Source organism: Chachezhania antarctica (genome assembly GCF_003646465.1).
In the GTDB taxonomy this organism is placed as follows: domain Bacteria; phylum Pseudomonadota; class Alphaproteobacteria; order Rhodobacterales; family Rhodobacteraceae; genus Chachezhania; species Chachezhania antarctica.
In genome coordinates, this window is sequence record NZ_QZEX01000001.1 from 423556 (window position 1) to 448145 (window position 24590).

The following is a 24590-nucleotide window of genomic DNA, read 5'->3' on the forward strand; positions in this document are numbered from 1 at the left end:
GCGTTCGGGTCACATCATGTCAGCCGCCCGTGGCAGTGCTTGAACTTCTTGCCGCTGCCGCAGGGGCACAGCTGGTTGCGACCGGGGCTGCCCCAGGTCGACGGATCGTCTTCGACGAAACCGGGAGCCGCGCCAGCTTCCGATGCCGGTTCGGCCGGACCGGGATCGGCCGTGCCAGAGGCGACAGCGGTTTCCGCCGCGGCTGCGTCGGCCTGGGCCTGTAGCGCCGCGCGTTGCTGGGCCATCTGGGCCAGCATCTGCTGCTGTTCCTCTTCCGTCAGCGGGCGGATCTGCGCCAGCGTCTTGGTCACCTTTTCGCGCAGGCCGTCCAGCAGGCTTTCGAACAGCTGGAACGCTTCCGACTTGTATTCGTTCAGCGGATCACGCTGGGCATAGCCGCGGAAGCCCACGACCGACCGCAAATGTTCCAGCGTCAGCAGATGCTCGCGCCAGTTTTCATCGATGGTCTGCAGCAGGATCTGTTTTTCGATGTTGCGGATGTTTTCGGGGCCGAAAGCCACGGCCTTCTTGGCCATGAACTCGTCGGCTGCCTTGTACAGCCGGTCGCGGATTTCTTCGTCGTCCACGCCTTCTTCGGCGGCCCATTCGATCACCGGTTCGTCGATGCCCAGAAGCTCGATGCACTTGGCATAAAGCGCCTCGGTCTCCCACTGGTCGGCATAGGCGTTGGGGGGCATGTACTGTTCGACCAGGTCGTCTATCAGCTGGTGCCGCATGTCGGTGACGATTTCCGAGATATCCTCGGCGCCCATCACCTCCAGCCGCTGGGCGAAGATCGCCTTCCGCTGGTCGTTCATCACGTCGTCGAACTTCAGCACCTGCTTGCGCATGTCGAAGTTGCGGCCTTCGACCTTGGCTTGCGCGCGTTCCAGCGACTTGTTCACCCACGGGTGCACGATGGCTTCGCCATCTTCCATGCCCAGGGTCTTCAGCACCTTCTCCAGACGTTCCGACGCGAAGATGCGCATCAGGTCGTCTTCCAGCGACAGGTAGAAAGAGGTCCGCCCCGGATCGCCCTGACGGCCCGACCGGCCGCGCAGCTGGTTGTCGATCCGCCGGCTTTCATGGCGTTCGGACGCGATGACGTAGAGGCCACCGGCCGCGATCACCTTAGCCTTTTCGTCGGCATGCTTGGCCTCCTCGGCCTCGCGCAGCGCTTCGGGGTCGGCTTCGGTATCGGCGGCAAGGGCGGCCATCACCTGCATGTCAACGTTGCCGCCCAGCTGGATGTCGGTGCCGCGGCCGGCCATGTTGGTGGCGATGGTGATCGCGCCCAGACGGCCCGCATCGGCCACGATCTGCGCTTCCTGTTCGTGCTGGCGCGCGTTCAGGACGTTATGGGTCAGGCCCTCGGCCTCCAGCATCTGGCTGAGCAGTTCGGATTTCTCGATCGAGGTCGTGCCGACAAGAACCGGCTGGCCGTTCTCGTGCGCCTTCTTGATCTCGACGATCATCGCTTCGTACTTCTCGCGCTGGGTCCGGTAGACCTGATCGTCTTCGTCGATCCGCGCGATGGGCTTGTTGGTGGGCACTTCGACCACGCCAAGCTTGTAGATCTCGTCGAATTCTTCCGCTTCGGTCACGGCCGTCCCCGTCATGCCTGCCAGCTTGTCGTACAGGCGGAAGAAGTTCTGGAAGGTGACAGAGGCCAGCGTCACGTTTTCCGGCTGGATCTGCAGCCCTTCCTTGGCCTCGATGGCCTGGTGCAGGCCTTCCGACAGGCGGCGGCCCGGCATCATGCGGCCGGTGAATTCGTCGATCAGCACCACGGCGCCGGCGCGGACGATGTAATCCTTGTCCTTCTGGAACAACTTGTGGGCGCGCAGGCTCTGGTTCACGTGGTGAACGACCGTCGTGCTTTCCGGATCGTAGAGCGATTGTTCCGGGTCCAGCACGCCGCGGGCATGCAGTTGCTGTTCAAGGAATTCGTTGCCGTCGTCGGTGAAGGTGACGCCGCGGGATTTTTCGTCGATCTCGTAATGGCTGTCGTCGAGATCGGGGATCAGCTTGTCGATGGCGACGTACAGATCCGAACGGTCCTGCGACGGGCCCGAGATGATCAGCGGCGTGCGCGCTTCGTCGATCAGGATCGAATCGACCTCGTCGACGATGGCGAAGAAGTGATGTTTCTGCAGCACGTCATCCAGCGACGACTTCATGTTGTCGCGCAGGTAGTCGAAGCCGTATTCGTTGTTGGTGCCGTAGGTGATGTCGGAGGCGTAGGCGGCCTTGCGCGATGCCTCGTCCAGATCGTGGACGATCACACCGGTGGTCATGCCAAGGGCCGAATAGACCTTGCTCATCCATTCCGCGTCACGCTTGGCGAGGTAGTCGTTGACGGTCACGACATGCACGCCCTTGCCCGCAATCGCGTTCAGGTAGGCAGGGAAGGTGGCGACGAGCGTCTTGCCCTCGCCCGTCTTCATTTCGGCGATATTGCCCTGGTGCAGGAAGATCCCGCCCATAAGCTGCACTTCGTAGGCATGCAGCCCCAGCGCACGCGTCGCGGCCTCGCGGCAGTTGGCGAAGGCCTCCGGCAGCAAGGCGTCCAGCGTTTCGCCAGCCTTGTGCCGCTCACGGAACGTGTCCGTGCGGGCGATCAGGTCGGCGTCGCTTAGCGCTGCGAATTCGGCCTCCAGCGCGGTGATCTGATCGACCAGCGGCTTCGTTGCTTTTATCTTGCGGTCGTTCGGCGTGCCGAACACCTTTTTTGCAAGTGTTCCGATACCCAGCATACATGCTCCGACGAATCTCGTTTCCGTGGTCGGCGCCATCTTGCCCGCCCCGCGCCGAGTCCCTAGACACGTTGGGGAAAAACCGGTCCGTTCCGGCCACACCGCGATGTAAGGGGCCACCGGTAGAGTGTCAACGCCACGCCCTGCCGCGTTGCCTATGGAGGAGAATCCAATGCCCTCGACTAAACGAGCAATCCTGCCCTTCGCGCTGATCGCAGCGCTTGCCCTGCCCGCCGGTGCCCAGAGCACGCCGGACCCGGAAACCGTCATGGCGCGGGTGAACGGCGAGGAGATCACGCTGGGCCACATGATCCTGGCCTATGCCAATCTGCCCGAACAATATCGCTCCATTCCGATGGATGTGCTCTTCCCGGGGCTTCTGGACCAGCTGGTCCAGCAGACGGCGCTGATGCAGTCGGCGTCCGACGATCCGACGCCGTTCATCGAACTGGCGCTGGAGAACGAACGCCGGGTGCTGACGGCCGGTGAGGCCGCCCGCGGAATTTCCGAATCCGTGACCGAAGAAGACATCCGCGCCGCCTATGACGAGAAGTATGCCGGCTCCGGCACCACGGAATACAACGCGTCCCACATCCTGCTGGAAACCGAGGAAGAGGCGCAGGAGGTCATCACCATGCTGGAAGAGGGCGCCGATTTCGCACGGCTTGCGAAGGAACGGTCCACCGGACCGTCGGGCCCCGATGGCGGCAGCCTTGGCTGGTTCGCAGCCGGCGCCATGGTCGCCCCGTTCGAATCCGCCGTGATGGAACTGGAACCGGGCGAGGTTTCGGGCCCCGTGAAAACGCAATTCGGCTGGCACGTGATCATTCTGAACGAAGAGCGGGTCAGCGAAGCCCCGGCTTTCGAAGAGGTCCGCGGCCAGATCGCACAGGAGCTGCAGCAAGAGGCCATCACGCGCGCGGTGACGAAACTTGTCGATGCCAGCGAAGTCGAACGGCCCGAGCACAATATCCCGCCGGAAGCGTTGCAGGACCTTGGCCTGGTGCAGAACTGACTCATGGGAAAATACCCTGTCTCGCCGCTGGCGCCCGCACGCTTCCCCGACTTGCCGCCTATCGCCGGGGTGGAGTTTTCAACAGTCGCGGCCGGTGTTCGCTACAAGGACCGCACCGACGTGATGCTGGCGCGGATGGCCTCCGGTACGTCGGTGGCCGGTGTTTTCACCAAGTCGTCGACCCGCTCGGCGCCGGTGCTGGACTGCCAGAAGAAGATCGGCGGCGCCTCTGACGGACCGGCGGCGTTCCTGGTGAACTCGGGCAATTCCAACGCGTTCACCGGACGCTACGGCGAAGAAACGGTGGGCGTTCTGACGGAAGCGGTGGCGGACGCGGCCGGCGTGCCGGTCGACCGCGTGTTCACCGCCTCGACCGGGGTCATCGGCGAACCGTTGCCCCATGACCGCATCGTCGGCAAACTGGCAGACCTGACCGAGGGACTGGCCCCTGACGGCGCGAAGGCCGCGGCGCAGGCGATCATGACCACCGACACCTTCCCCAAGGGCGCGATGGCCCAGGCCGAGATCGACGGCAAGATGGTCAGCATCGCGGGCTTCGCCAAGGGGTCGGGCATGATCCAGCCCGACATGGCGACGATGCTGGTCTATATCTTCACCGATGCCAAGTACGATCAGGCGGCCCTGCAGGCGCTGGTCGCCGAGGCCACGGAATACAGCTTCAACCGCATCACGGTGGACAGCGATACGTCCACCTCGGACACGCTGCTGATGGCGGCGACGGGGGCGTCGGGTGTCGATGCGACGGGAAACCCGGGCTTCACCGTGGCGCTGGAAGACGTGATGCTGAACCTTGCGCACCAGGTGGTGCGCGACGGCGAAGGAGCGACGAAGTTCGTCGAGATCGACGTGACCGGCGCCCGGACCGACGTCGACGCCAAGACACATGCGCTGTCCATCGCGAATTCTCCGCTGGTGAAGACGGCCATCGCGGGCGAAGATCCGAACTGGGGCAGGGTCGTCATGGCCATTGGCAAGTCCGGCGCCTATGCCGACCGTGACCGGATCAGGATCGCCTTCGGAGATATCCTCGTGGCGGAAAAGGGCTGGGTCAGCCCCGCCTATACCGAGGAAGCCGGCGCGGCCTACATGAAGCAGTCGGAGCTGAAGATCACGGTTGACCTGGGCCTGGGCGAGGGTGCGGCGACGGTCTGGACCTGCGATCTGACCCACGGCTACATCTCGATCAACGCGGATTACCGGTCGTGAAAACGGTTCTGGTTTCGGCCGTCGCGTTGATAGATGTCGACGGCCGGGTGCTTCTGGCACAGCGGCCGGAGGGCAAATCGATGGCCGGGCTATGGGAATTTCCCGGCGGCAAGGTGGAGGCCGGAGAAACGCCCGAAGCGGCGCTGATCCGGGAATTGCAGGAAGAGCTTGGTATCAACACTTGGGAATCCTGTCTGGCGCCTTTGACCTTCGCCAGCCACGGCTATGATGATTTCCATTTGCTGATGCCGCTTTTTGCCTGCCGGAAATGGGAGGGCTTCGTGCATCCCGCCGAGGGCCAGAAACTGGCCTGGGTCAGGCCCGAGAAGCTGTCCGATTTCCCCATGCCGCCGGCCGATATGCCTCTCGTGGCGATGCTGCGAGACTGGCTGTAAAGCTGCCGAGAACGGGCGATGATTCACAAACTGCCCTAATGCTGCACATGCACAATCGGGGTTACTGGCCTGTTTGCATAAAATACAGGCGAATTTTGCCCGGAAACACACGCTATGCGCAACCTTTGTTATGGTGCCGTTAACGAATTCATGCAAATTTGTTATCCTGTCTTCAGGAGGACTTCGCCGTGCTGCGTACGATCATCATCGGAACTACCGTTTTCGTTCAGGGTGTCTTCGTTCGAAATATGCCGAACGGGCACATCGCGATTCGCGTGGGTGACCGGCTGTTTGCCGGGCGCCCCGTTTAACCTCGCGTCCAGTACGGGGTCTTGCCGAAATCATCGGTAAGTCCGTCCAAGGTGTGCAAGAAAATGACAAACCCGCGTTGGCATCGCGCCACGCGGGTTTTTTGATTCCGGAATTGTCGGGAATGACCAATCGCAAATGAAAAGGGCCGGCAAAGCCGGCCCTCAGGTTCATTTCCGTCCGAACCGCGATCAGGCGAGCGTGCGCTCGATCTCCTCGCGTTCGAAGATCTCGATGACATCGCCCTGGCGGATGTCTTCGTAGTTCTCGAAAGCCATGCCGCATTCCTGGCCCGACTGGACCTCGGACACTTCGTCCTTGAAGCGCTTGAGCGTCTTCAGCGTGCCTTCGTGGATCACCACGTTGTCGCGCAGCAGACGCACACCGGCGGACCGGCGGGCAATGCCTTCGGTGACCAGGCAGCCGGCAACCTTGCCGACACCGCCCGAAACCTTGAAGACTTCCTTGATCTCGGCGTAGCCGATGAAGTTCTCGCGAACTTCGGCGCCCAGAAGGCCGCTTGCCGCCGCTTTGACGTCATCCACAAGATCGTAGATCACGGAATAGTACCGGATCTCTACGCCCTTCTGGTTGGCGCTGTTACGGGCCGGCGTGTTGGCACGAACGTTGAAGCCGAACACGGGGGCACCGGACGCTTCGGCAAGGCCGATATCCGATTCCGTGATGGCGCCCACGCCCGAATGCAGCACGCGCACGCGGACTTCGTCGTTGCCGATCTTTTCCATCGCCTGAACGATGGCTTCGGCAGAGCCCTGCACGTCGGCTTTTACGAGGATCGGCAGCTCGGCGACGTTCTTGTCTTCCTTGGCCTTGGCCATGAGCTGTTCGAGGGTCGTCGCAGCACCGGCGGCCGCACGTTTTTCCTTCGACGCGCTTTCGCGGTACTCGGCGATCTCACGGGCCTGCGCTTCGGTGTCGACGACGTTCAGAACGTCGCCCGCTTCCGGCGTACCGTTCAGGCCCAGAACCTCGACCGGGACGGACGGGCCGGCTTCCTTGACGCGTTCGCCCTTGTCGTTCTCCATCGCGCGGACCTTGCCCCACTGTTCGCCGACGACGAAGATGTCGCCCTGCTTCAGCGTGCCTGTCTGCACCAGAACCGTGGCCACGGGGCCGCGGCCGACATCCAGCTGCGCCTCGATCACGGCGCCTTGTGCGGCACGATCGGGGTTGGCTTTCAGTTCCAGAAGTTCGGCCTGCAGCGCGATGGCTTCCAGCAGTTCGTCCAGACCCTGGCCGCTGACGGCCGAGACTTCCACGTCCTGGACTTCGCCCGACATCGCTTCCACGACGACTTCGTGCTGCAGCAAGTCTGTGCGGACCTTCTGCGCATTGGCTTCCGGCTTGTCGATCTTGTTGATTGCCACGATCATCGGCACCTTGGCCGCTTTCGCGTGGTTGATGGCTTCGACCGTCTGCGGCATGACCGCATCGTCTGCGGCAACCACCAGCACGACGATATCCGTCACCTGTGCCCCACGCGACCGCATCGACGTGAACGCGGCGTGGCCGGGCGTGTCGAGGAAGGTCAGGATGGAACCGCTGTCGGTCTGCACCTGGTAGGCGCCGATATGCTGCGTGATGCCGCCCGCTTCGCCCGACACAACCTTGGTGCTGCGAATCGCATCCAGAAGTGATGTCTTGCCGTGGTCGACGTGGCCCATGATCGTGATGACCGGGGGACGCGGCTGCAGATCCTTCTCGTCGTCCACGATCTGCTGGATCACGTGTTCAACGTCGGAAGCCGAAACCCGGACCACGTTGTGGCCGAATTCCTCGATGATGAGTTCCGCGGTGTCCGCGTCGATGGTCTGGTTCTGCGTGACCATCATGTCCATCTGCATCAGCGCCTTGACGACGGCACCGACACGTTCGGCCATGCGGTTCGCCAGTTCCGAGACGACGATCGCCTCGGGCAGCTGGACATCACGCACGATCTTTTCACGCTCGACCGAACCGCCCATGGCTTTCTGACGGGCACGTTCCTGCTTGCGGCGCATGGCGGCGACGGATTTCTGCCGTCCGCCTTCCGCACCTGACAGCGCCTGGTTCAGAGTCAGCTTGCCCGAACGGCGGTTGTCGTCGCCGCCACGGCCCTTGCCGCGCGCGGGGCGCTGCGGCTGTTCGCGGCCACGATCGCCGCCACGGTCGTTCCGGCGTGCCGGAGCGTCCTCCCGCGGAGCGGTTGCCGCGCCGGCGCGGGCCGGTGCGGAATCCGCCTTGGCGCGGGAGCCCGAGTCGCCGTCTTTTGCGCGGTTGGCTTCGGCCTCGGCCTCGAGCCGCTTGCGTTCTTCTTCTTCGGCCTTCTGGCGCGCGCGCTCTTCGCGTTCACGTTCCTCGCGCTCCTTGGCCTCGATCTCGGCCCGGCGGCGTTCACGCTCCTCGGCGCGGGCCTTTTCGTTGGCTTCGCGTTCGGCAATCTCGTCGGCCTCGCGGGCCTTGGCGGCCTGCAGCGCCTTCAGGCGGCGGGCCATCTCTGTATCCGTGGTCCCGGCTTTCTGACGGCGGGGATCGCCCGAAGCCGAACCTGCGGTTCCGGAACCCTTGTTGGCAGCGCCGGGTTTGGGCACGACCACGCGTTTGCGCTTGGTCTCCACAACGACGTTCTTCGTCCGGCCATGGCTGAAGCTCTGCTTCACATTGCCCGACCGGGGACCGCCGCCCCGTACACCCAAAGTCTTCTTGCCGTCACTATCGCTCATCAAGTTCAACGTCCTTCTCGGTGGCCGTTGCCACCGTTCACTTCGCGCAGGCCCTTCAATCGTTGGGCCTCCTCTACAACACGTCGCGCCAGTCCGCCAGAGCCCAGCGCCGCATGGATCACAGTTTCACGGCCAAAGGCGCGTCCAAGTTCGTCCGCGGACAGCCAGCCGATATAGCGGCCGTAATGCGGGGTCGAAAGTTTCGACTTGCCCCGGCCCGATCCATCGACCGCCTGAAGAAGCACCGTGGCTTCTTCGCGCTCGAGCCAGTCCTTGACACGTTCATAGCCCGAGACCGCGTCGCCCGACTTGCGTGCCAGGCTGATAAGATCGACGACCCGGGCGGTCATCAGCTGTTCGACAGTGTCGACCAGCCCGTCAGGTACAACGACCTGTTGTTTCAATCCGCGAGCAAATACCTTCTTTGCCACGGCCTTTTCAAGGGCGGACCGCTCCGACGTCACGTAGACACCGCGTCCCGGCAGCTTGCCGGCGATGTCCGGGACGATCCGGCCTTCGGGATCGACCACGAAACGGATCAGTCCAGCCTTAGGCTGTACCTTGCCCGTGATCGCGCATTTGCGCTCCGGCCCGTTCTCTCGGGTCTTTACAACACCGCCGCGTCCCATACCGGCCTCCCGGAGAGCAACCGGGCCATCAGGCCCGGGCCTCCGCGTCGTCTTCGGCCGGCGCATCGGCGCCGTCGGCTTCAGTCCCGTCGTCTTCGGTCTCGTCTTCGGCTCTGTCCTCGTCGGATTGGCTCGGGTGCAGATCCTCGGGATCGACCCAGCCCAGAAGGACACGTGCCGTCATCACCAGATGCTGTGCCTCTTCCAGGGAGATCTCGAAACTCTCAAGAAGGCCGTCATCCTTGACACGTTCGCCGTTCACCGTGGTCCAGCCGCCTGCCAGTTCCCAGTCGGCGCAGGTGGCGAAATCTTCCAGCGTTTTGATGCCGTCCTTGGCCAGCGCTTCAAGCATCTGGGGTGTCAGGCCGTCGAAATCAACCAGGCTGTCCTCGACACCCATCTCGCGGGCGTTTTCAAGGGCTTGCTTGGCCTGCGCTTCCAGGCAATCGCGGGCACGGGCCTGCAGTTCCTCGGCGGTGCTTTCGTCGACACCGTCGATTACCAGCAGTTCGTCAAGCTCGACATAGGCCACTTCTTCGAGATCGGTGAAGCCTTCGGACACCAGCAGCTGGGCAAAGAATTCGTCCAGGTCCAGCGTGTCCATGAACAGCTTGGTGCGCAGTTCGAATTCGGCCTGACGGCGGGCGCTTTCCTCGGCTTCCGTCATGATGTCGATATCGAGCCCGGTCAGCTGCGACGCAAGCCGCACGTTCTGACCGCGCCGGCCGATGGCCAGCGACAGCTGTTCTTCCGGCACGACGACTTCGATGCGCTCGGCCTCTTCGTCCAGAACCACCTTGGTGACTTCGGCCGGCTGCAGCGCGTTCACAAGGAAGGTCGGCTGGTCTTCGTTCCACGGGATGATGTCGATCTTCTCGCCCTGCAGTTCGTTCACCACGGCCTGCACGCGGGAGCCCCGCATACCGACACAGGCGCCGACCGGGTCGATCGAACTGTCATAGGAAATCACGGCGATCTTCGCGCGCGACCCAGGATCACGGGCCACGGCCTTGATCTCGATGATGCCGTCGTAGATTTCCGGCACTTCCATCTTGAACAGTTCGGCCATGAATTCCGGCGCGGTACGGCTCAGGAAGATCTGCGGCCCGCGGGGTTCGCGGCGCACGTCCTTGATGTAGCAGCGGATCCGGTCGTTCGGCCGATAGCTTTCGCGGCCGATCTTCTCGTTGCGGCGCAGGATCGCTTCGCCCGCACCCACATCGACGATGACGTTGCCGTATTCCTCGCGCTTGACCAGACCGTTGATGATCGTGCCGGCGCGGTCGCGAAATTCCTCGTACTGGCGGTCGCGTTCGGCTTCGCGGACCTTCTGCAGGATCACCTGTTTGGCCGATTGTGCCGCGATCCGGCCCATTTCCACGGGGGGCACTTCCTCGACCAGCGTGTCGCCGATCTTGGGGTCGGCCATGTGCTGCTTGGCCTGCTCGACCGTGAACTCGGCCTGGTAGTTTTCCAGTTCCTCGTCCTCGACCACCGTGCGGACACGGGTAAAGGTCGCGCGGCCGGTCTTGCGGTCAATGGACACGCGAATGTCCATTTCCGCGCCGTAGCGGCTTTTCGCAGCCCGGGCGAGGCTTTCTTCCATCGCCTCGACCACCAGTCCGGGGTCGATCATCTTCTCGCGCGCGACCGCCTCGGCGGTCTGCAGGAGTTCGAGCTGGTTTGCAGAAGTGATGGCCATCAGCCTGTCTCCTTACTCGGCCCCGTCGGCGCGCGCAGATGCGGCTTCGGGATCTTCCTCGACAATGTCGTCGAACTTGGTTTCATCCACTGCCGCGGCTTTGCGCTGCCGCAGCATTTCCTTGATCAGGTCGTCCGTCAGAACAAGCTTTGCATCCGAAAGCCAATCGAATTTCAGGCCAACGGTACCTTCGTCGAGATTTATTAGCACCTCGTCGCCGTCGATCCCGGCCAGCATGCCCTTGAAGCGGCGGCGGCCGTCGATCAGTTCGGCGGTTTCGATCTTGGCTTCATAGCCTTCGAACATGTCGAAATCCTTGAGCCGTGTCAGCGGCCGGTCGATGCCGGGGCTGGATACCTCCAGCGTGTAGGTATCGAGAATCGGGTCCTCGACATCCAGCACGGCGCTCACGGCGTTCGAGATCTGGGCGCAATCGTCCACCTCGATGCCGCCCTGTGCGCGGTCGGCCATGATCTGCAATGTCGTGCTCTTGCCCGACATCAGGCGGATGCGCACCAGTTCGAATCCCAGGTCCTCGATCACGGGCGAGATGATCTCGGCCAGGCGGCGGTCGATGGCGGCCTTTGCAATCAGTGTGCTGGTCATGGGAAAAACTGCGGTCTCCGGACAAAAAAACGGGCGCGCGGCCCGTCGAAAATTCCGGTGGAGCCTCAGGCCCAGAGCCCGACACGCCGCTGATGAAGGGGCATATACGCCCCGTGTGGCTGAAATGCAAGGGGGCTAGCGTCAGCCGCAGGAGCAACGGGACCTGACCCTAGATCGGCCGCTTCCCGATCAAGAAAATCGCGCCGCCTTCGGGCTGGAAGCGTTCGACGATCTCGAAACCGACGGCCTCGATCTCGGCGATAAGCTCGTCCTGGGTCATCGGACTCAGCCGCGGCATCAGGCCGGTCACGTTGGCGAAGCCCGACATCAGCTTCAGCCCGATGTTCAGCTTGGGCAGGCAGATCGTCGAGGACGCGAACACCCCGCCGGGCCTTGTCAGGCGATAGCTTTCGGCGATGGCGCCTTTCCAGTCGGCCACGAGATGCAGGATGTTCAGCGCAAGCACGGCATCGAAGGGGCCTTCAAGCTGCGACAGGTCTTCGACAGCGGCCTGTTCGAACGTTGCGTTATCGATCTCCTGTTCGGCGGCGTTGTTCTTCGCAATCTGCACCATGCGGCGCGAATAGTCGGTGCCCAGAATATGACGAACGTAGGGTGCATGGGACAGTGCCGTCAGGCCCGAACCGCAGCCATATTCCAGAACATCCGAATCGGTGGTGAGATAAACGCGCGTCAGCTCAAGCTTGACCTGGTACGCATCTTCGTCCGCAACTGGCTGGCTGGCATAGGATTTGGAAAAGAAGTCCCAGAAAACGCGTCCGACGGCCACGGGTGAATACTCGCCTAGTGAATGTAAAAGGGTTCAAAACCTCGCCTTCGACTAGACGAGCCACCAGCGTTCCGCAAGCCGCAGATCGTCCATAGGGCCGCGGGTCCCTACGCGTGCAGGGATGCCGACCGTCCGCCGGGCGGCAATCTGGCCGTGAAGCTGGGCAGGAAGTTTCGCCAGATCGTCGTTCAGCATCAGATCGCCGGGCCGTTCGGCCACGTCGACATGACCACCGGCCAGCGCCTCGGCCCGGACCATGGCATCCGGCACGACGACGCATTCCACCATGTCGGCCCAGCCGGCCTGACCGTCCTTGTAATGCCGCTCCAGCCGCCGGCCCAGGAAATGCCGCCCCGGGCGGGCCGACAGGGTCTGGTACAACCCGGTGCCGTTCCAGCTTTCGGGGTCATCGACGCCCGTGCCACCCGACGATACGATCAGTTCCGGATCGGCCAGCCGGAAGGGAAGGTTCGGGTCGGGCGCATCAAGCACCAGCCGCAGCCGGTCGCGCGACACCGCCGCGATATCCCGCAGGCCGGTCATCCCGGCATTGCTCAGCGAGCCCGCGGCATCTTCGGCCATCAGCCGGGTGCCGTCGTGGAAGGTCACGCCCTGCCGCAACCGGATGTCCCAGACCACGGCATCGGCATCGCTTTCCCACCCGGTCGCCAGTTCACTGCGCAGCACGCCATCGGGGCCGATTTCCGCGAGCGTATCGAAGACAGCCGCTCGCGCCACGGGCAGCACATCACCATCGGGCCGGGCCAGCGCAATCCGCAGCCGTCCGCCACGCCGGGGGGTTCCGGCAGATGCCATGCCTGTTGCCGCCAGCAAGGCCGCCGCGGCACCCGAGGCGACAAGCGCCCGTCGGTCCAGCCGTGTCGCCCGCCCGCTCATGATTGCGATTCCCGTGCCAGCCGGTCCATCACGCGCACCAGTTCGGCGCTGATCCCGGGTTCGGAAAGAGCATGGCCCGCATTGCGAACCAGCGTCAGGTCGCCCTTCGGCCAGCGCTGGCACAGCTCCCACGCCGAATAGGGCGGGCAGATCATGTCATATCTCCCCTGCACCACGTCGCCGGGAATGTCGGCCAGCCGGTCCATCCGGTCGAAGATCGCCTGACCTTCGCCCAGAAATCCGTGATGGGTGAAATAGTGATTCTCGAGCCGCGCGAAGGCCCGCGCGTAGTCTCCCGGGCTTTCACCGGAATTGCCCGACGAATGGATCGACGCCAGCGCGTTTTCCCATGCCGCCCAGATCCGGGCGAATCGGGTCTCCTCGGCCCGGTCGCCGGAAAACAGCCGCCGGTGATAGGCCGCGATCAGGTCGTCGTGTTCTTCCAGCGGGATCGGCGCGGTGAAGCGCGCCCATGTCTCGGGCCAGAACTTGCCTGCACCGCCGCCATAGAACCAGTCGAGCTCAGGCTGCGTCATCAGGAACACGCCGCGCAGGATCAGATGAAGGACATGTTCGGGGTGGGTCTGCGCATAGACCAGCGACAGCGTCGCCCCCCAGCTGCCGCCGAAGACGTACCAGCTGTCGATGCCCAGCGTTTCGCGAATCAGCTCGATATCGGCGACGAGGTGCCAGGTCGTGTTGTTCTCGACCTCCGCATGGGGGCGCGAACGCCCGCAGCCGCGCTGGTCGAACAGGATGATCCGGTAGTGCTTCGCGTTGAAATAGCGCCGCATCGCCGGGCTGCAGCCGCCTCCGGGCCCGCCATGCAACACCACGACGGGCTGTCCTTCGGGGTTGCCGCATTGCTCGACATAGATCCGGTGACCATCGCCCACGTCCAGCATACGCTGGTCGAACGGCTCGACCGGCGGGTAGAGATACTGAACTGCGCGCTTTTCGTCCGGGATTTTATCCATCGGTGACCTATATAGACGTGCAAACGATAAAGCGCACGAGGCATCCGGAATGCAAGCCGCAGAGACCAGTATTGATACGAATGAAGTGGCAAAATTCGAGGCGATGGCCGCCGAATGGTGGGATCCGACAGGGAAATTCAAGCCGCTGCACATGATGAACCCGTGCCGGCTGGGCTATATCACCGCCCAGATCGCGGCGGAATTCGACCGCGATCTTGCCGCCCCGAAACCCTTCGCGGGCTTGCGGATATTGGACATCGGCTGCGGCGGCGGCTTGCTGTCGGAACCGATGGCGCGCCTTGGGGCAATCGTCGTGGGGGCCGATGCGGCGGAACGCAACATTCCCGTGGCTCAGATCCATGCCGAGCAATCGGGGCTGGAGATCGATTATCGACACACCACGGCCGAGGATATCGCCGCGGGGGGCGAGACATTCGATGCCGTGCTGAACATGGAGGTCGTGGAGCACGTGGCCAACCCGCAGGCGTTCCTGTCGACCTGTTCGGCCCTTCTGAAGCCGGGTGGTCTGCACATCTGTTCGACCATCAACCGGAACCCGAAAAGCTGGGCCATGGCGATCTTCGGGGCCGAGCACGTGATGCGCTGGTTGCCCAAGGGCACGCATGACTGGTCGAAATTCATCACTCCGGACGAGCTTTACGCCTTGCTGGAAGGCGCGGGGTTGGAGCCGGTGGACCGCAAGGGATTCGTCTTCAATCCGCTGGGCTGGTCGTGGTCGATCTCGGACCGGGACCTGTCGGTGAACTATGTCACGGCCGCGACGAAGTCAGACGCCTGAATTCCGAGCGCAAACGGACGTTCGCGCCCTCCCGGATCGCTTGCGATCCGGGCCCCAACATCACCCGTCATTCTCCAACCTGACCCGCAACTCCCGCAGGATCGGCAGCAGCTTCCGCATCTCGTCCCCGCCCATGTCCGCCATCATCCGCCGGATCAGCGGCGTGATCGCCTGGATCGCCGCGTCCCGCGCCTGCTTCCCCGAAGGCGAAATCGCCACCAGCTTCCGTCGGGCATCGTCCCAGTCGGGCCGGACATGGATCTGCCCCGCCCATTCCAGCTTGGCCAGCGTGTTCGACATCGCCCCGCGCGTCACATGGAACGTGTCGGCCAGCTGCGCCGGTGTCCGCTCCTGCCCGACATAGGCCAGGTGGTTCAGGACCGAGAAATGCGACAGCTCCATCCCCTTCGGCAACACGCGGGAGAGCCGGTTGCGCAGCATCTGCTCGGTCGCCAGGATCTCGCTGAAAAACGTCACGGCGAGCGCATGGACATCGGCGTTGGTCTTGTCCGGGCTGGAGGGATCGGCGCTCACGGTGGGATCACACCTCCGGGTCGGCAAAGGGCCGCGCGTTGGCAAGCGACGGCACACGCCCCCGCGCCGAATCGACCGCGTCCAGATCCATCTCGAAGACCAGCGGCCCCGTATCGGTGCCGCCATCGACCAGCACTTCACCCCACGGTGCCACGGCCATGGAATGCCCATGGGTCGATCGCTGCTTGCCGCGCGTCGCGTCATGCGTGCCGGTCTGGGCCGGGGCCAGCACGAAACATCCCGTCTCGATCGCCCGGGCGCGTAGCAGAGTTTCCCAATGCGCCTTGCCCGTCACCGGCGAAAACGCCGCCGGCACCGTCAGGATTCGCGCGCCGGCCTCGGCCAGCGCAAGGTAGAGCCGCGGGAACCGGATATCGTAGCAGATAGACAGGCCCACGCGCCCGAAATCGGTATCGGCCACCACCGCACGGTCCCCCGGACGGTAGCCCGCCGATTCGCGGTAGGTTTCCTCGGGGCTGACCTCCACGTCGAACATGTGGATCTTGTCATAGCGCGCGACGATATCGCCCCCCGGGCCTATCAGGAAGGACCGGTTGGCAAAGCGCCCGTCCGCGTCGTCGGTCTTCACCGCCAGGGACCCGATCAGCAGCCAGACGCCCAACTCCTTCGCCTGCGCGCGGAAGGCGGGAAGGCTTTCATCCTCCTCCTCGCGGCGCAGGACCTCCTTCTGCCGGGTGCGGCTGGCCGAGACACAGTTCGTCACTTCGGGCGTCAGGATGAATTCGGCGCCCTCGGCCGCCGCATCGGCAATGAAGCCCTGCGTGACGGCGAGGTTGGCCGCGGGATCGTCGCTTGCGGTGATCTGGATCAGCGCCGCCTTCATCGGATCATTCCATCGCCAGCATCGGGTCGAGCTTGCCCGACCGTTCCAGCGCCATCAGGTCGTCGCAGCCGCCGACATGGACGTCGCCGATGAAGATCTGCGGCATGGTCTGCCCGCCATGGGACCGGTTGACCATCTCGGACTTCTTCGACGGGTCTTCCCAGACGTCGTATTCGGCGAATTCCACGCCCTTGGAGCTTAAGAGCCGCTTGGCGGCATCGCAAAACCCGCAAAGGGGTCTGGTGTAGATTTCGACAGCCGGCATGTGGGCCTCCGGACTTGCGCTGGGGCCTGACGCGGCCGCAGCTGTGTGAATGGCCCCACCAACCTAGGGAGTTTTGGCCACGCGCGCCAGCGCCAGCACCCGCACTTCGGCGGCACCAGCGGACATCGCCGCGTCCGTCGCCGCGGCAAAGGTCGCGCCCGAGGTCATGACGTCGTCGATCAGCACCACGACCCGACCATGCGCCGAGCGTTTGGGATGCGCGCGGATGGCATCGTTCAGCGTCTGGAACCGTTCGGTGGCTGTCTTGCCATCCAGCGACTGTGTCGCCCGCGCCCGCTGCAGCAGATCGGGGCAATGCTCCAGCCCCGTCTGCCGGGCCAGCGCCCGGGCAATCAGGGCCGACTGGTTGTAGCGCCGCTTCAGCATCCGGCGCCAATGCAGCGGGATGGGGACCAGAAGCGGGTCGCCCTCAAGCACCGGCCCGGCAGCGCGGGCCATCCACGCGGCGGCGGGGCGGGCGATTTCGGTCCGGTCGCCGTGCTTCAGCGCCATGACAAGAGACCGGGCACGCCCGTCATAAAGCAACGCCGCGCGACCGTCCGACCAGGGGCGCGGGCGGGCAAGGCAATCGTCGCAGTCGATCCGCTCTCCATCATTTTCGCCGGGGACGGGCAGGCCGCAGCTGTCGCAGACCGTGCCGCCGATGAAGGGCGTGTCGGCCCAGCAGCCGGCGCAAAGGCCGAACTCGATGTCCACCAGCCCGCCGCAGGAAATGCAGCGTGGCGGGTAGATCAGTGTCAGCACCGTTTGAACCGGCGCGCGCAAATGGTTACCTAGCGCCCATGCAGCCATCGTCAGACATCCCCACACTTTTCGACCGAACCGCACTGGACGCGCGCCGGACCCGCATCCGCGACGACGCGCTATTCCTGCATCGCATCGCCCGCGACGAGGTCGAGGATCGCCTCGACGTGGTTAACAGAACCTTTACGGCGCCCGTGGTCGTGAGCCCGGTGCCCGACCTGTGGCAGGATCTGCTGCCCGGCACCCGCGTGATCGCGGATGGCGACGTTCTGGATCTGGAAGAACAAAGCCACGATCTGGTGATCCACGCCATGGCGCTGCACTGGGCAAACGATCCGGTGGGCCAGATCATCCAGTGCCGCCGAGCGCTGAAGCCCGACGGGCTGTTCCTGAGCCTCGCCTTCGGCGGGCGCACGCTGCACGAATTGCGCACCGCGCTCGCGCAGGCCGAAACGCAGGTGACGGGCGGCCTGTCGCCCCGCGTGGCGCCAATGGCCGAGATCCGGGACATGGGCGCCCTTCTGCAACGGGCCGGGCTGGCGCTTCCGGTGGCTGACGTCGTGCCGCTGACCGCCGATTACCGCGACATCTTCCACCTGATGCAGGATCTGCGCGCGATGGGGGAAGGCAACGCTTTGACCGACCGTCTGCGCCATCCGACGCGGCGCAGCGTCTTTGCCGCGGCGCAGGCGATCTATGCCGAAACGCACGGCCGCCCCGACGGACGCATCCCGGCCACGTTCGAGATCATCTGCCTGACGGCCTGGGCACCCGATGCCAGCCAGCCGCAGCCCTTGCGGCCGGGTTCAGCCGCGAACCGTCTGGCAGATGCGCTGAAGACCGACGAATTCAAGCTGCCCGACTGAATGCCGCAGGGCAGGGGCAGGCGATTGACGCGCCCCCCCGCTCCGCTATCTGCACCCGGACCGAAATCAGGACACCGATGATGCTCGAAACGACACCCGCCCGCCCGGATCACGCCCCCGCCGACCATCCCGCCGTTGCGACGGAAAAGATCGGCGTTCTGCTGGCCAATCTCGGCACGCCGGACGCAACGGATTACTGGTCGATGCGGCGTTACCTGAACGAATTCCTGTCCGATCCGCGCGTTGTCGACTACCCGCGCTGGCTGTGGCAGCCGCTCTTGCAGCTGGTGATCCTGACAAAGCGCCCGTTTTCCAGCGGCGCGGCCTACAAGACGATCTGGAACAACGAAAAGAACGAAAGCCCGCTGCTGACCATCACCCGCGACCAGACCGCGGCCATCGCCGACAAGCTGGAAGCGCGGTTCGGCGACGGGGTCATGGTCGATTTCTGCATGCGCTATGGCAATCCGTCGACGCCTTCGAAAGTGCAAGCCATGATCGACGCCGGCTGCCGCAGGATCCTGTTCTTCCCGCTGTATCCGCACTATGCCGGCGCCACGACGGCCACGGCGAACGATCAGTTCTTCCGTGCGCTGACCGAGGGCCGCTGGCAACCGGCGACGCGCACGGTGCCGCCCTACTACGACGATCCGGATTACATCGAGGCGCTGGCCCAGTCGGTCGAGCGGACCTATCCCGACACGAAACCCGATGTTCTGGTCTGCTCCTATCACGGGCTGCCGCAGCGCTACCTGATGGAGGGCGACCCCTATCATTGCCAGTGCCACAAGACGACGCGGCTTCTGCGGGAGAAGCTGGGCTGGGCCGAGGGCGAAGTGATCACCACGTTCCAGTCGCGTTTCGGTCGCGAGGAATGGCTGCAGCCCTACACGGTGGAGGAAGTCGCGCGGTTGGCCGAGGCGGGGAAGAAAACCATCGCCGTCTGCGCGCCCGCGTTTTCGGCCGACTGCATCGAGACGCTGGAAGAGATCAACGAAGAGATCCGTCATTCCTTCGAAGAGGCGGGTGGCGAAAGCTTCACCTACATTCCCTGCCTGAACGACGATCCGGCCCACATCGCGGCGCTGACGGCGGCGATCGAACGGAACCTGTCAGGCTGGGTCTGACCGAGGTGGCAAAGACATGCGTCGACCGGGCAGGGGGGCTCTGCCCCCGCCCGAGCCTGCGGCTCGGACTCCCCCGGAGTACTTCGAAAGAGAAGAAAACAAGGTGACACCGGGCGTCTTCTCTTTCGAAATACTCCCGCCGGAGGCATCCGACAGAAACGCCGGGCGTGCCGGGTGACCAAAAGGTCTGGCGCATGAAAAAGGCGGTGGCAAAACCACCGCCTGATCCGAAAATCCGAGAACTGATAAATATCAGCTCGACGCGACGGCTGCTGCCACGATGGCGAGCAGGATCAGCGGCAGGATGATGCCGCTCGACGAGCTTTGGGTTTCTTCAACGATGACCGGCGCTTCGACGACGGGCTCGACCAGCGAGCCTGCGGTTGCGGTCGAAGCGGCACCAGCCAGTGCGGCGGCGAGAACGAGTTTTTTCATGGTGACCTCCAGGTCTGAATGCCGGCGGGGGAAGGCCGGCGTCCCAGGATAACCCCCTTGGACACCTTCTAAGCAGGTCGCGACAGCGGTTGTAAATCGACGCGGACTCTCCGGAAAAAGAAAAAGAGGCGGTGATGCATCACCGCCTCTTTCAATTTTTGGTCCGGCCCGTGGCATGCACAGGCGGAAAAGAGCTTAGCTCGACGCGACGGCTGCGGCCACGATGGCGAGCAGGATCAGCGGCAGGATGATGCCGCTCGACGAGCTTTGGGTTTCTTCAACGATGACCGGTGCTTCGACAACGGGCTCGACCAGCGAGCCTGCGGTTGCGGTCGATGCTGCGCCAGCCAGGGCTGCTGCCAGAACAAGTTTCTTCATATTGACCTCCAGATATGACGCGGACCGGTGGTGTCGATCGGCGCCTCAAGACTTACCTCGTGCCTTTTTCTAAGCAGGTCGCTGTTTTGATTGCAATTGGTTGTTGGATCCGGGGGCCTTCGCCGCACCGCGTTGTCGTCAAAATAGCAACACTTCGCGGTGCGACGGGAAAGAACGCCAACCCTCTGACACGTCATGGCTTTCGCCCGGAGGTAGTGCGTGCTCTTTTTCCCTGTGGGTCAGAGACCCGGTGACCGGTTTCAGATCAGCAGGACCTGTGCGCCGACATCGCTGATGGCGAAGAGTTCCTGGATGTGTTCGTTATAGAGCCCGATGCATCCGTTCGACGACCGGCGCCCGATCTTGCGCGTGTCATGGGTGCCGTGGATGCGGTAATACTTCCAGCTGAGATACAGCGCATGAGTGCCCAGCGGATTGTCGGGACCCGGCGGAATGAAGTTCGGCCATTCCGGATTGCGCTTCTTCATCGACGGCGTCGGCGCCCAGGACGGGCCTTCGACCTTGCGAATCACCTTGGTGCGGCCAAGGCGCGTCAGGTCCGGCGTCAGCGGCACGCTTGTCGGGTACAACTTGTACACTGTCTGGTCTTCCGACCAGTAGTGCAGCGCGCGCGAGGTCGTGTCGACGAGGATCGCGCCGTTGTTCAGATTGCTGAAGTAGGGCCGCCAGTCCCGCGAGCTGAAGCTGGAAATGTTCCTGGAAACAGGGGCTTCCGGCTCGGGCACGGGGCGCAGAGGGTCATAGCCCTCGGCGTCGGTGTTGGCGATGTCCTGAGCGATCGCAGGTGTGCTCAGGAAGGCGGCGCTTCCGGCAAGAAAGCCCCGGCGACTGGGGGTGAAAAACGGTTTTCCGGTCATGAATCGATTTCCCCTGATTTCGGCAACGGGCAGACGACGGTTATGGTAAGCCTTTGACGCCCCGGGGGCAAATCACCCGCGTGTCAGCCAAGTGTCACATAGCGGTGTCATTCCCGCACCCATGTAGGATTCCAGCCCAAAGCCGATTTGCGCATGCCCGTCGGTCACGGTAAAGCGAAAGATGACAACCGCTTGGGGGCCTTCCGGCCGTCGGCCGGTCCGACCGAACGCTCCGGAGAAGTGCAATGGCGCGAATCGCTCTGCTTTTGATTATTCCCCTGCTGGCGCTGACCGCCTGCGGTGTCGGTGGCTCGGGCGACGTATACCGCATCCGCGCCGGGGACACGTCCGAAGTGCAGTATCGCATGCTGGACGGTGTGAATGCGTTGCGCAACGCAGCCGGCGCCCAGCCCCTGCAGCTGAACGCGCAGCTGACCTCCGCGGCGCAATCCCATTCGCGGGACATGGCCTCGCAGCAGCGGCCATGGCATTTCGGGTCGGACGGGTCGTCGCCGCTGGATCGCGTCGCACGGGCCGGGTATCCGGGGCGTCTTCTGGGCGAAAACATCTCGGAAACCTACGAGACCGAGCTTGAGACCCTGGGCGCCTGGACGCAGGAGCCCGGATCGAAGCGGGTGATCATGGACCCGGCCGCGCAGGACATGGGCTTTGGGTGGCACCAGGAATCCAACGGCAAGATCTGGTGGACCCTGATCACCGGCACGACCGGGGCGGGCATTCAGGTGACGTCCGGCACGATTGTCGATCCGACGGCCACGGCGCAGGGCGATCCGCTTGTGATCCTGCCCGGGCCCACGCGGCCCGCGGGGTAAGGAAGGACGCGCCTGTCCGTTTCCGGAGGGGCGCGCCAGTACCTCTGGATCGTCAGGCGCGCAGGGTGATGACCGTGCCGACCTGAACCATCTGGTAGATCTCTTCGATTTCCTTGTTCGTCACCGCGATGCAGCCGGCCGTCCAGTCGCGCTTTTTCGGCGGCTTTTCGTTGTTCGGTTCACCGTGGATGAAGATGTCGCCACCGGGGCGCTTGCCCAGGGCAGCTGCAAGTGCGCGATCCTGTGCGTTGGGATACGAGATCCCGACCGACAGGTGGAACTTGCTTCTCGGATTCCGGCGGTCGATCAGGTAGGTGCCTTCCGGCGTCCGGCCATCGCCTTCATGAAGCTTGTGGCCCTGCGGCGCGAAGCCCAGATCGACATCGTATTCCGTCAGGATATCGCTGTAGTGCAGCAGGTACATCCGCCGCGCGCTCTTGTTCACGACGACGCTGGTCACCCGTGGCCCACGATAGGCCCCGGATCCGCCGCAGGCCGCAAGCGTCAGTGCGGAGGCCGCGGCCGCCACCCCGAAAGCGCGGCGCGAGGGGCTGATCAGCCCCGTTTCGGTGGAATTTCCGTCTTTGGACACGCTGCCTGTAGCGGGTCGAAAAATCTTACTCATGTGTCTGCCCCGGTCTCTGCCCGGTCGTAACGCCGGTTGCCTGGTGTGTCGGGACACCGCCGCCCGATGTGGTCCCGGGACTGTCGCGATGCTTGTGTCGGGGTTACCCGGCTGGCAGATTTTTGCAAATCAAAATTTCGTTTCATCCGATTCAAGGCCGGTTTTTGGTGGATTTCCAGTGCTTTTTGGCAACTGGGCCGCATTCAGCCGCTCTTCCATCCGGCGCAGGCGGATCAGAACCTCGTCCCGGTAGGCCTCGGTGCGTTTGACCTCTTCCTCCTGGTGGGCTTCCTGCATTGAGTTCACGATCAGGCCCACGACAAGGTTTACCACCGCGAAGGTGGTGACAAGGATGAAGGGCACGAAGAAGACCCACGCCTGCGGGTAGACCTCCATCACCGGGCGGACGATGCCCATCGACCAGCTTTCCAGCGTCATGATCTGGAACAGTGAATAGGCCGACCGGCCCAGCGTTCCGAACCATTCTGGGAAGGAGCCGGCGAACAGTTTCGTGGCAATGACGGAGGAGATGTAGAAGATGATCGCCATCAACAGGAACACGCTCGCCATGCCCGGCAGCGCGCTGACGAAGCCTTCGACCACGCGGCGCAGGCGCGGCGCGACCGAGATCACCCGCAACACCCGCAGGATCCTGAGCGCGCGGAGCACCGAGAAGCCCGCCGCCCCCGGCACCAGTGCGATGCCCACGATGATGAAGTCGAAGACGTTCCAGCCGTCCTTCACGAAGTTCTGGCGATAGCAGAATATTTTCAGGGCAAGCTCGAACACGAAGATGGCAAGGCAGATGCTGTCCAGCAGGACAACCAGCCAGCCGAAGCTGTTCATCACGCTGGGCACGGTTTCCAGCCCAAGGATGACCGCGTTGAAGACGATCACGGCGATGATGAAGTTGCTGAAGCCCGGCCGTTCGATCCATGCGGTCAGCTTGGCTCTGTCGATCATTCTGTTCCCTATGTTCCGTTGCGGCCCGAATTCAGCGTGTGAGGCGGGCCACCAGTTCCACATGTGCCGACCAGCGGAATTGGTCGGCAATGCGCAGGCTGTCAAGACGATAGCCTGAATCGACCAGCGCGCGCGCATCGCGGGCAAAGGTAGACGGGTTGCAGGACACATACGCAATGGAAGGAACGCCGCATCGGGCGATTTCCGCCACCTGAGCTGCCGCGCCTGCGCGGGGCGGGTCAAGGACGATGGCGTCATGGCGGTTCAGTTCGTCCGGTGTCAGCGGGCGGCGGAACAGGTCGCGCGCCTCGGTCGTGACCTTCTTCAGCCCCTGCGCGTCCCGCCAGCCGCGGTCCAAAGCGGCGGTCATGGCCTTTTCGCCTTCTACCGCGTGTACCTCGGCCGTTTCGGCCAGGGGGATCGAGAACGTCCCGCAACCCGCGAACAGGTCGACGACCTTGCGGGCTTTTCCGACGATATCCCGCACGTCGGCCAGCAGGGCGGCCTCGCCCTCGGCCGTGGCCTGCAGGAAGGCGCCCGGCGGCGGGGCGACCTGCGCGCGGCCGATATTCTGGAACGGGGGCACACGCTGGGCGATGGTTTCGCCATTCCACGTCAGCCGGGCCAGTCCGGCCCCTTCGGCCAGCCCCGCCAGGTCTGCGCGTAGTTGCACGTCGGGATCCTTGCCGCCCGACACCGCCACATCGGCGCCGCTGTCCGAGGCGGTGATGGTGACCGTCAGTTCCCCCTTCCGGCTGCCGCCGCGGATCGCGAGGTCACGGGCCAGCGGCAGAACCGCCGTCACCTGCGTGCTGAGCAGCTGGCAATCGGGAATTTCGACGATCGTGTCCGACGCGCGGCCGTGAAATCCGACCAGCGCGCCCTTCTTGGTTCGCCGCGCGGCCACGCTCGCCCGCCGCCGGCTTTGCGGGGGGGAGACATGCATCGGCAGGAACTCCGCCTCCAGACCCTGCGCGGCCAACGCGGCCTTCACCGTATCGGTGCGCCAGTTGCGCACCACGTCGTCGCTTACGTGCTGCACCTGGCAGCCGCCGCAGGACGCGGCGTGGCGGCAGGGCGGGCGGACACGGTCGAGCGAGGGCGTGACGATGCGGACGTCTTCCAGATGGTCGTCTTCCAGCGTGCCGGTGATGGTCTCGCCCGGCAGTGCGCGGGGTACGATGACCGGCCCATAGGGGCCCTGCGCGATCCCGTCGCCCAGATGGCCCAGCCTTTCGACAGTCAGTTGCAT

General features: G+C 64.0%; 25 protein-coding genes. 7 read left to right on the forward strand and 18 right to left on the reverse strand.

The annotated features are described in order from the left end of the window. Positions 1-14 precede the first annotated feature (14 nt). Positions 15-2756: a preprotein translocase subunit SecA gene (secA, locus tag D4754_RS02030; protein WP_121061119.1), complete on the reverse strand. Its 2742-nt coding sequence runs from the start codon at positions 2754-2756 to the stop codon at positions 15-17. Between the two features lie 172 nt (positions 2757-2928). Between secA and D4754_RS02035 the strand changes: the two genes are divergently transcribed. From D4754_RS02035 to D4754_RS02045, 3 genes are read left to right on the forward strand one after another with little or no spacing between them, the layout of a single operon-like run. Then, on the forward strand, positions 2929-3771 hold the full coding sequence (locus D4754_RS02035) for a peptidylprolyl isomerase (RefSeq protein ID WP_121061121.1): 843 nt from the start codon (positions 2929-2931) through the stop codon (positions 3769-3771). Positions 3772-3774: 3 nt separating this feature from the next. Next, complete coding sequence (gene argJ, locus D4754_RS02040; protein ID WP_121061123.1) at positions 3775-4998, forward strand: bifunctional glutamate N-acetyltransferase/amino-acid acetyltransferase ArgJ; 1224 nt, start codon at positions 3775-3777, stop codon at positions 4996-4998. Further along, entirely contained in the window at positions 4995-5393 is a 399-nt protein-coding gene (locus tag D4754_RS02045) for a (deoxy)nucleoside triphosphate pyrophosphohydrolase (protein WP_121061125.1), read from the forward strand. The genes argJ and D4754_RS02045 overlap by 4 nt, the downstream gene beginning before the upstream one ends. A gap of 500 nt (positions 5394-5893) precedes the next feature. On the opposite strand, the gene infB is transcribed toward D4754_RS02045, so the two are convergent. The 7 genes from infB to pip form a co-directional block, all read right to left on the reverse strand. Then, entirely contained in the window at positions 5894-8425 is a 2532-nt protein-coding gene (infB, locus tag D4754_RS02050) for a translation initiation factor IF-2 (RefSeq protein WP_121061579.1), read from the reverse strand. Positions 8426-8430: 5 nt separating this feature from the next. After that, positions 8431-9054: an RNA-binding protein gene (locus tag D4754_RS02055; protein WP_121061127.1), complete on the reverse strand. Its 624-nt coding sequence runs from the start codon at positions 9052-9054 to the stop codon at positions 8431-8433. Positions 9055-9082: 28 nt separating this feature from the next. After that, positions 9083-10756, reverse strand: coding sequence for a transcription termination factor NusA (nusA, locus tag D4754_RS02060; RefSeq protein ID WP_121061129.1), 1674 nt, complete (start codon positions 10754-10756; stop codon positions 9083-9085). A 12-nt stretch (positions 10757-10768) separates the two neighbouring features. Beyond that, the gene (rimP, locus tag D4754_RS02065) at positions 10769-11362 is read right to left on the reverse strand and encodes a ribosome maturation factor RimP (RefSeq protein WP_121061131.1); all 594 of its coding nucleotides are present in this window, start codon (positions 11360-11362) and stop codon (positions 10769-10771) included. A 169-nt stretch (positions 11363-11531) separates the two neighbouring features. After that, entirely contained in the window at positions 11532-12152 is a 621-nt protein-coding gene (locus D4754_RS02070) for a class I SAM-dependent methyltransferase (protein ID WP_121061133.1), read from the reverse strand. A 51-nt stretch (positions 12153-12203) separates the two neighbouring features. Beyond that, a complete protein-coding gene (locus tag D4754_RS02075) occupies positions 12204-13049 on the reverse strand; it encodes an ABC transporter substrate-binding protein (RefSeq protein ID WP_121061135.1) in 846 nt (281 codons plus the stop codon). Next, on the reverse strand, positions 13046-14026 hold the full coding sequence (pip, locus tag D4754_RS02080) for a prolyl aminopeptidase (RefSeq protein WP_121061137.1): 981 nt from the start codon (positions 14024-14026) through the stop codon (positions 13046-13048). The genes D4754_RS02075 and pip overlap by 4 nt, the downstream gene beginning before the upstream one ends. A 49-nt stretch (positions 14027-14075) precedes the next feature. Between pip and ubiG the strand changes: the two genes are divergently transcribed. Further along, the gene (gene ubiG, locus D4754_RS02085; RefSeq protein ID WP_121061139.1) at positions 14076-14825 is read left to right on the forward strand and encodes a bifunctional 2-polyprenyl-6-hydroxyphenol methylase/3-demethylubiquinol 3-O-methyltransferase UbiG; all 750 of its coding nucleotides are present in this window, start codon (positions 14076-14078) and stop codon (positions 14823-14825) included. 60 nt (positions 14826-14885) lie between these two features. Here ubiG and D4754_RS02090 read toward each other — a convergent pair whose 3' ends face one another. The 4 genes from D4754_RS02090 to D4754_RS02105 form a co-directional block, all read right to left on the reverse strand. Continuing rightward, complete coding sequence (locus tag D4754_RS02090) at positions 14886-15359, reverse strand: MarR family winged helix-turn-helix transcriptional regulator (RefSeq protein WP_240453717.1); 474 nt, start codon at positions 15357-15359, stop codon at positions 14886-14888. Positions 15360-15366: 7 nt separating this feature from the next. Beyond that, positions 15367-16203: a carbon-nitrogen hydrolase family protein gene (locus D4754_RS02095; protein WP_121061142.1), complete on the reverse strand. Its 837-nt coding sequence runs from the start codon at positions 16201-16203 to the stop codon at positions 15367-15369. Between the two features lie 4 nt (positions 16204-16207). Then, the gene (gene grxC / locus D4754_RS02100) at positions 16208-16468 is read right to left on the reverse strand and encodes a glutaredoxin 3 (RefSeq protein ID WP_121061144.1); all 261 of its coding nucleotides are present in this window, start codon (positions 16466-16468) and stop codon (positions 16208-16210) included. Positions 16469-16531: 63 nt separating this feature from the next. After that, positions 16532-17281, reverse strand: coding sequence for a ComF family protein (locus D4754_RS02105; RefSeq protein WP_121061146.1), 750 nt, complete (start codon positions 17279-17281; stop codon positions 16532-16534). Between D4754_RS02105 and D4754_RS02110 the strand changes: the two genes are divergently transcribed. Both D4754_RS02110 and hemH read left to right on the forward strand, forming a co-directional pair. Then, positions 17272-18099 (forward strand): methyltransferase domain-containing protein, encoded by an 828-nt coding sequence (locus tag D4754_RS02110; protein WP_121061148.1) that lies wholly within the window; start codon positions 17272-17274, stop codon positions 18097-18099. The two genes, D4754_RS02105 and D4754_RS02110, sit on opposite strands and share 10 nt — an antisense overlap. Positions 18100-18179: 80 nt before the next feature. After that, entirely contained in the window at positions 18180-19226 is a 1047-nt protein-coding gene (hemH, locus tag D4754_RS02115) for a ferrochelatase (protein WP_121061581.1), read from the forward strand. 252 nt (positions 19227-19478) lie between these two features. Here hemH and D4754_RS02120 read toward each other — a convergent pair whose 3' ends face one another. The 3 genes from D4754_RS02120 to D4754_RS02130 all read right to left on the reverse strand — a co-directional run bounded on the left by D4754_RS02120 (position 19479) and on the right by D4754_RS02130 (position 20917). Continuing rightward, positions 19479-19661 (reverse strand): hypothetical protein, encoded by a 183-nt coding sequence (locus D4754_RS02120; protein ID WP_121061150.1) that lies wholly within the window; start codon positions 19659-19661, stop codon positions 19479-19481. A 195-nt stretch (positions 19662-19856) separates the two neighbouring features. After that, on the reverse strand, positions 19857-20039 hold the full coding sequence (locus D4754_RS02125) for a hypothetical protein (protein WP_121061150.1): 183 nt from the start codon (positions 20037-20039) through the stop codon (positions 19857-19859). A 260-nt stretch (positions 20040-20299) separates the two neighbouring features. After that, positions 20300-20917, reverse strand: coding sequence for a L,D-transpeptidase (locus D4754_RS02130; protein WP_121061152.1), 618 nt, complete (start codon positions 20915-20917; stop codon positions 20300-20302). Positions 20918-21162: 245 nt separating this feature from the next. Between D4754_RS02130 and dalA the strand changes: the two genes are divergently transcribed. Then, positions 21163-21750 (forward strand): divisome-associated lipoprotein DalA, encoded by a 588-nt coding sequence (gene dalA / locus D4754_RS02135; protein WP_121061154.1) that lies wholly within the window; start codon positions 21163-21165, stop codon positions 21748-21750. A gap of 52 nt (positions 21751-21802) precedes the next feature. On the opposite strand, the gene D4754_RS02140 is transcribed toward dalA, so the two are convergent. From D4754_RS02140 to D4754_RS02150, 3 genes are all read right to left on the reverse strand, one after another. Beyond that, positions 21803-22375, reverse strand: coding sequence for a L,D-transpeptidase family protein (locus tag D4754_RS02140; RefSeq protein ID WP_121061156.1), 573 nt, complete (start codon positions 22373-22375; stop codon positions 21803-21805). Positions 22376-22504: 129 nt separating this feature from the next. Beyond that, a complete protein-coding gene (locus tag D4754_RS02145) occupies positions 22505-23338 on the reverse strand; it encodes an ion transporter (protein WP_121061158.1) in 834 nt (277 codons plus the stop codon). A gap of 31 nt (positions 23339-23369) precedes the next feature. Next, a complete protein-coding gene (locus D4754_RS02150; protein ID WP_121061160.1) occupies positions 23370-24590 on the reverse strand; it encodes a class I SAM-dependent RNA methyltransferase in 1221 nt (406 codons plus the stop codon).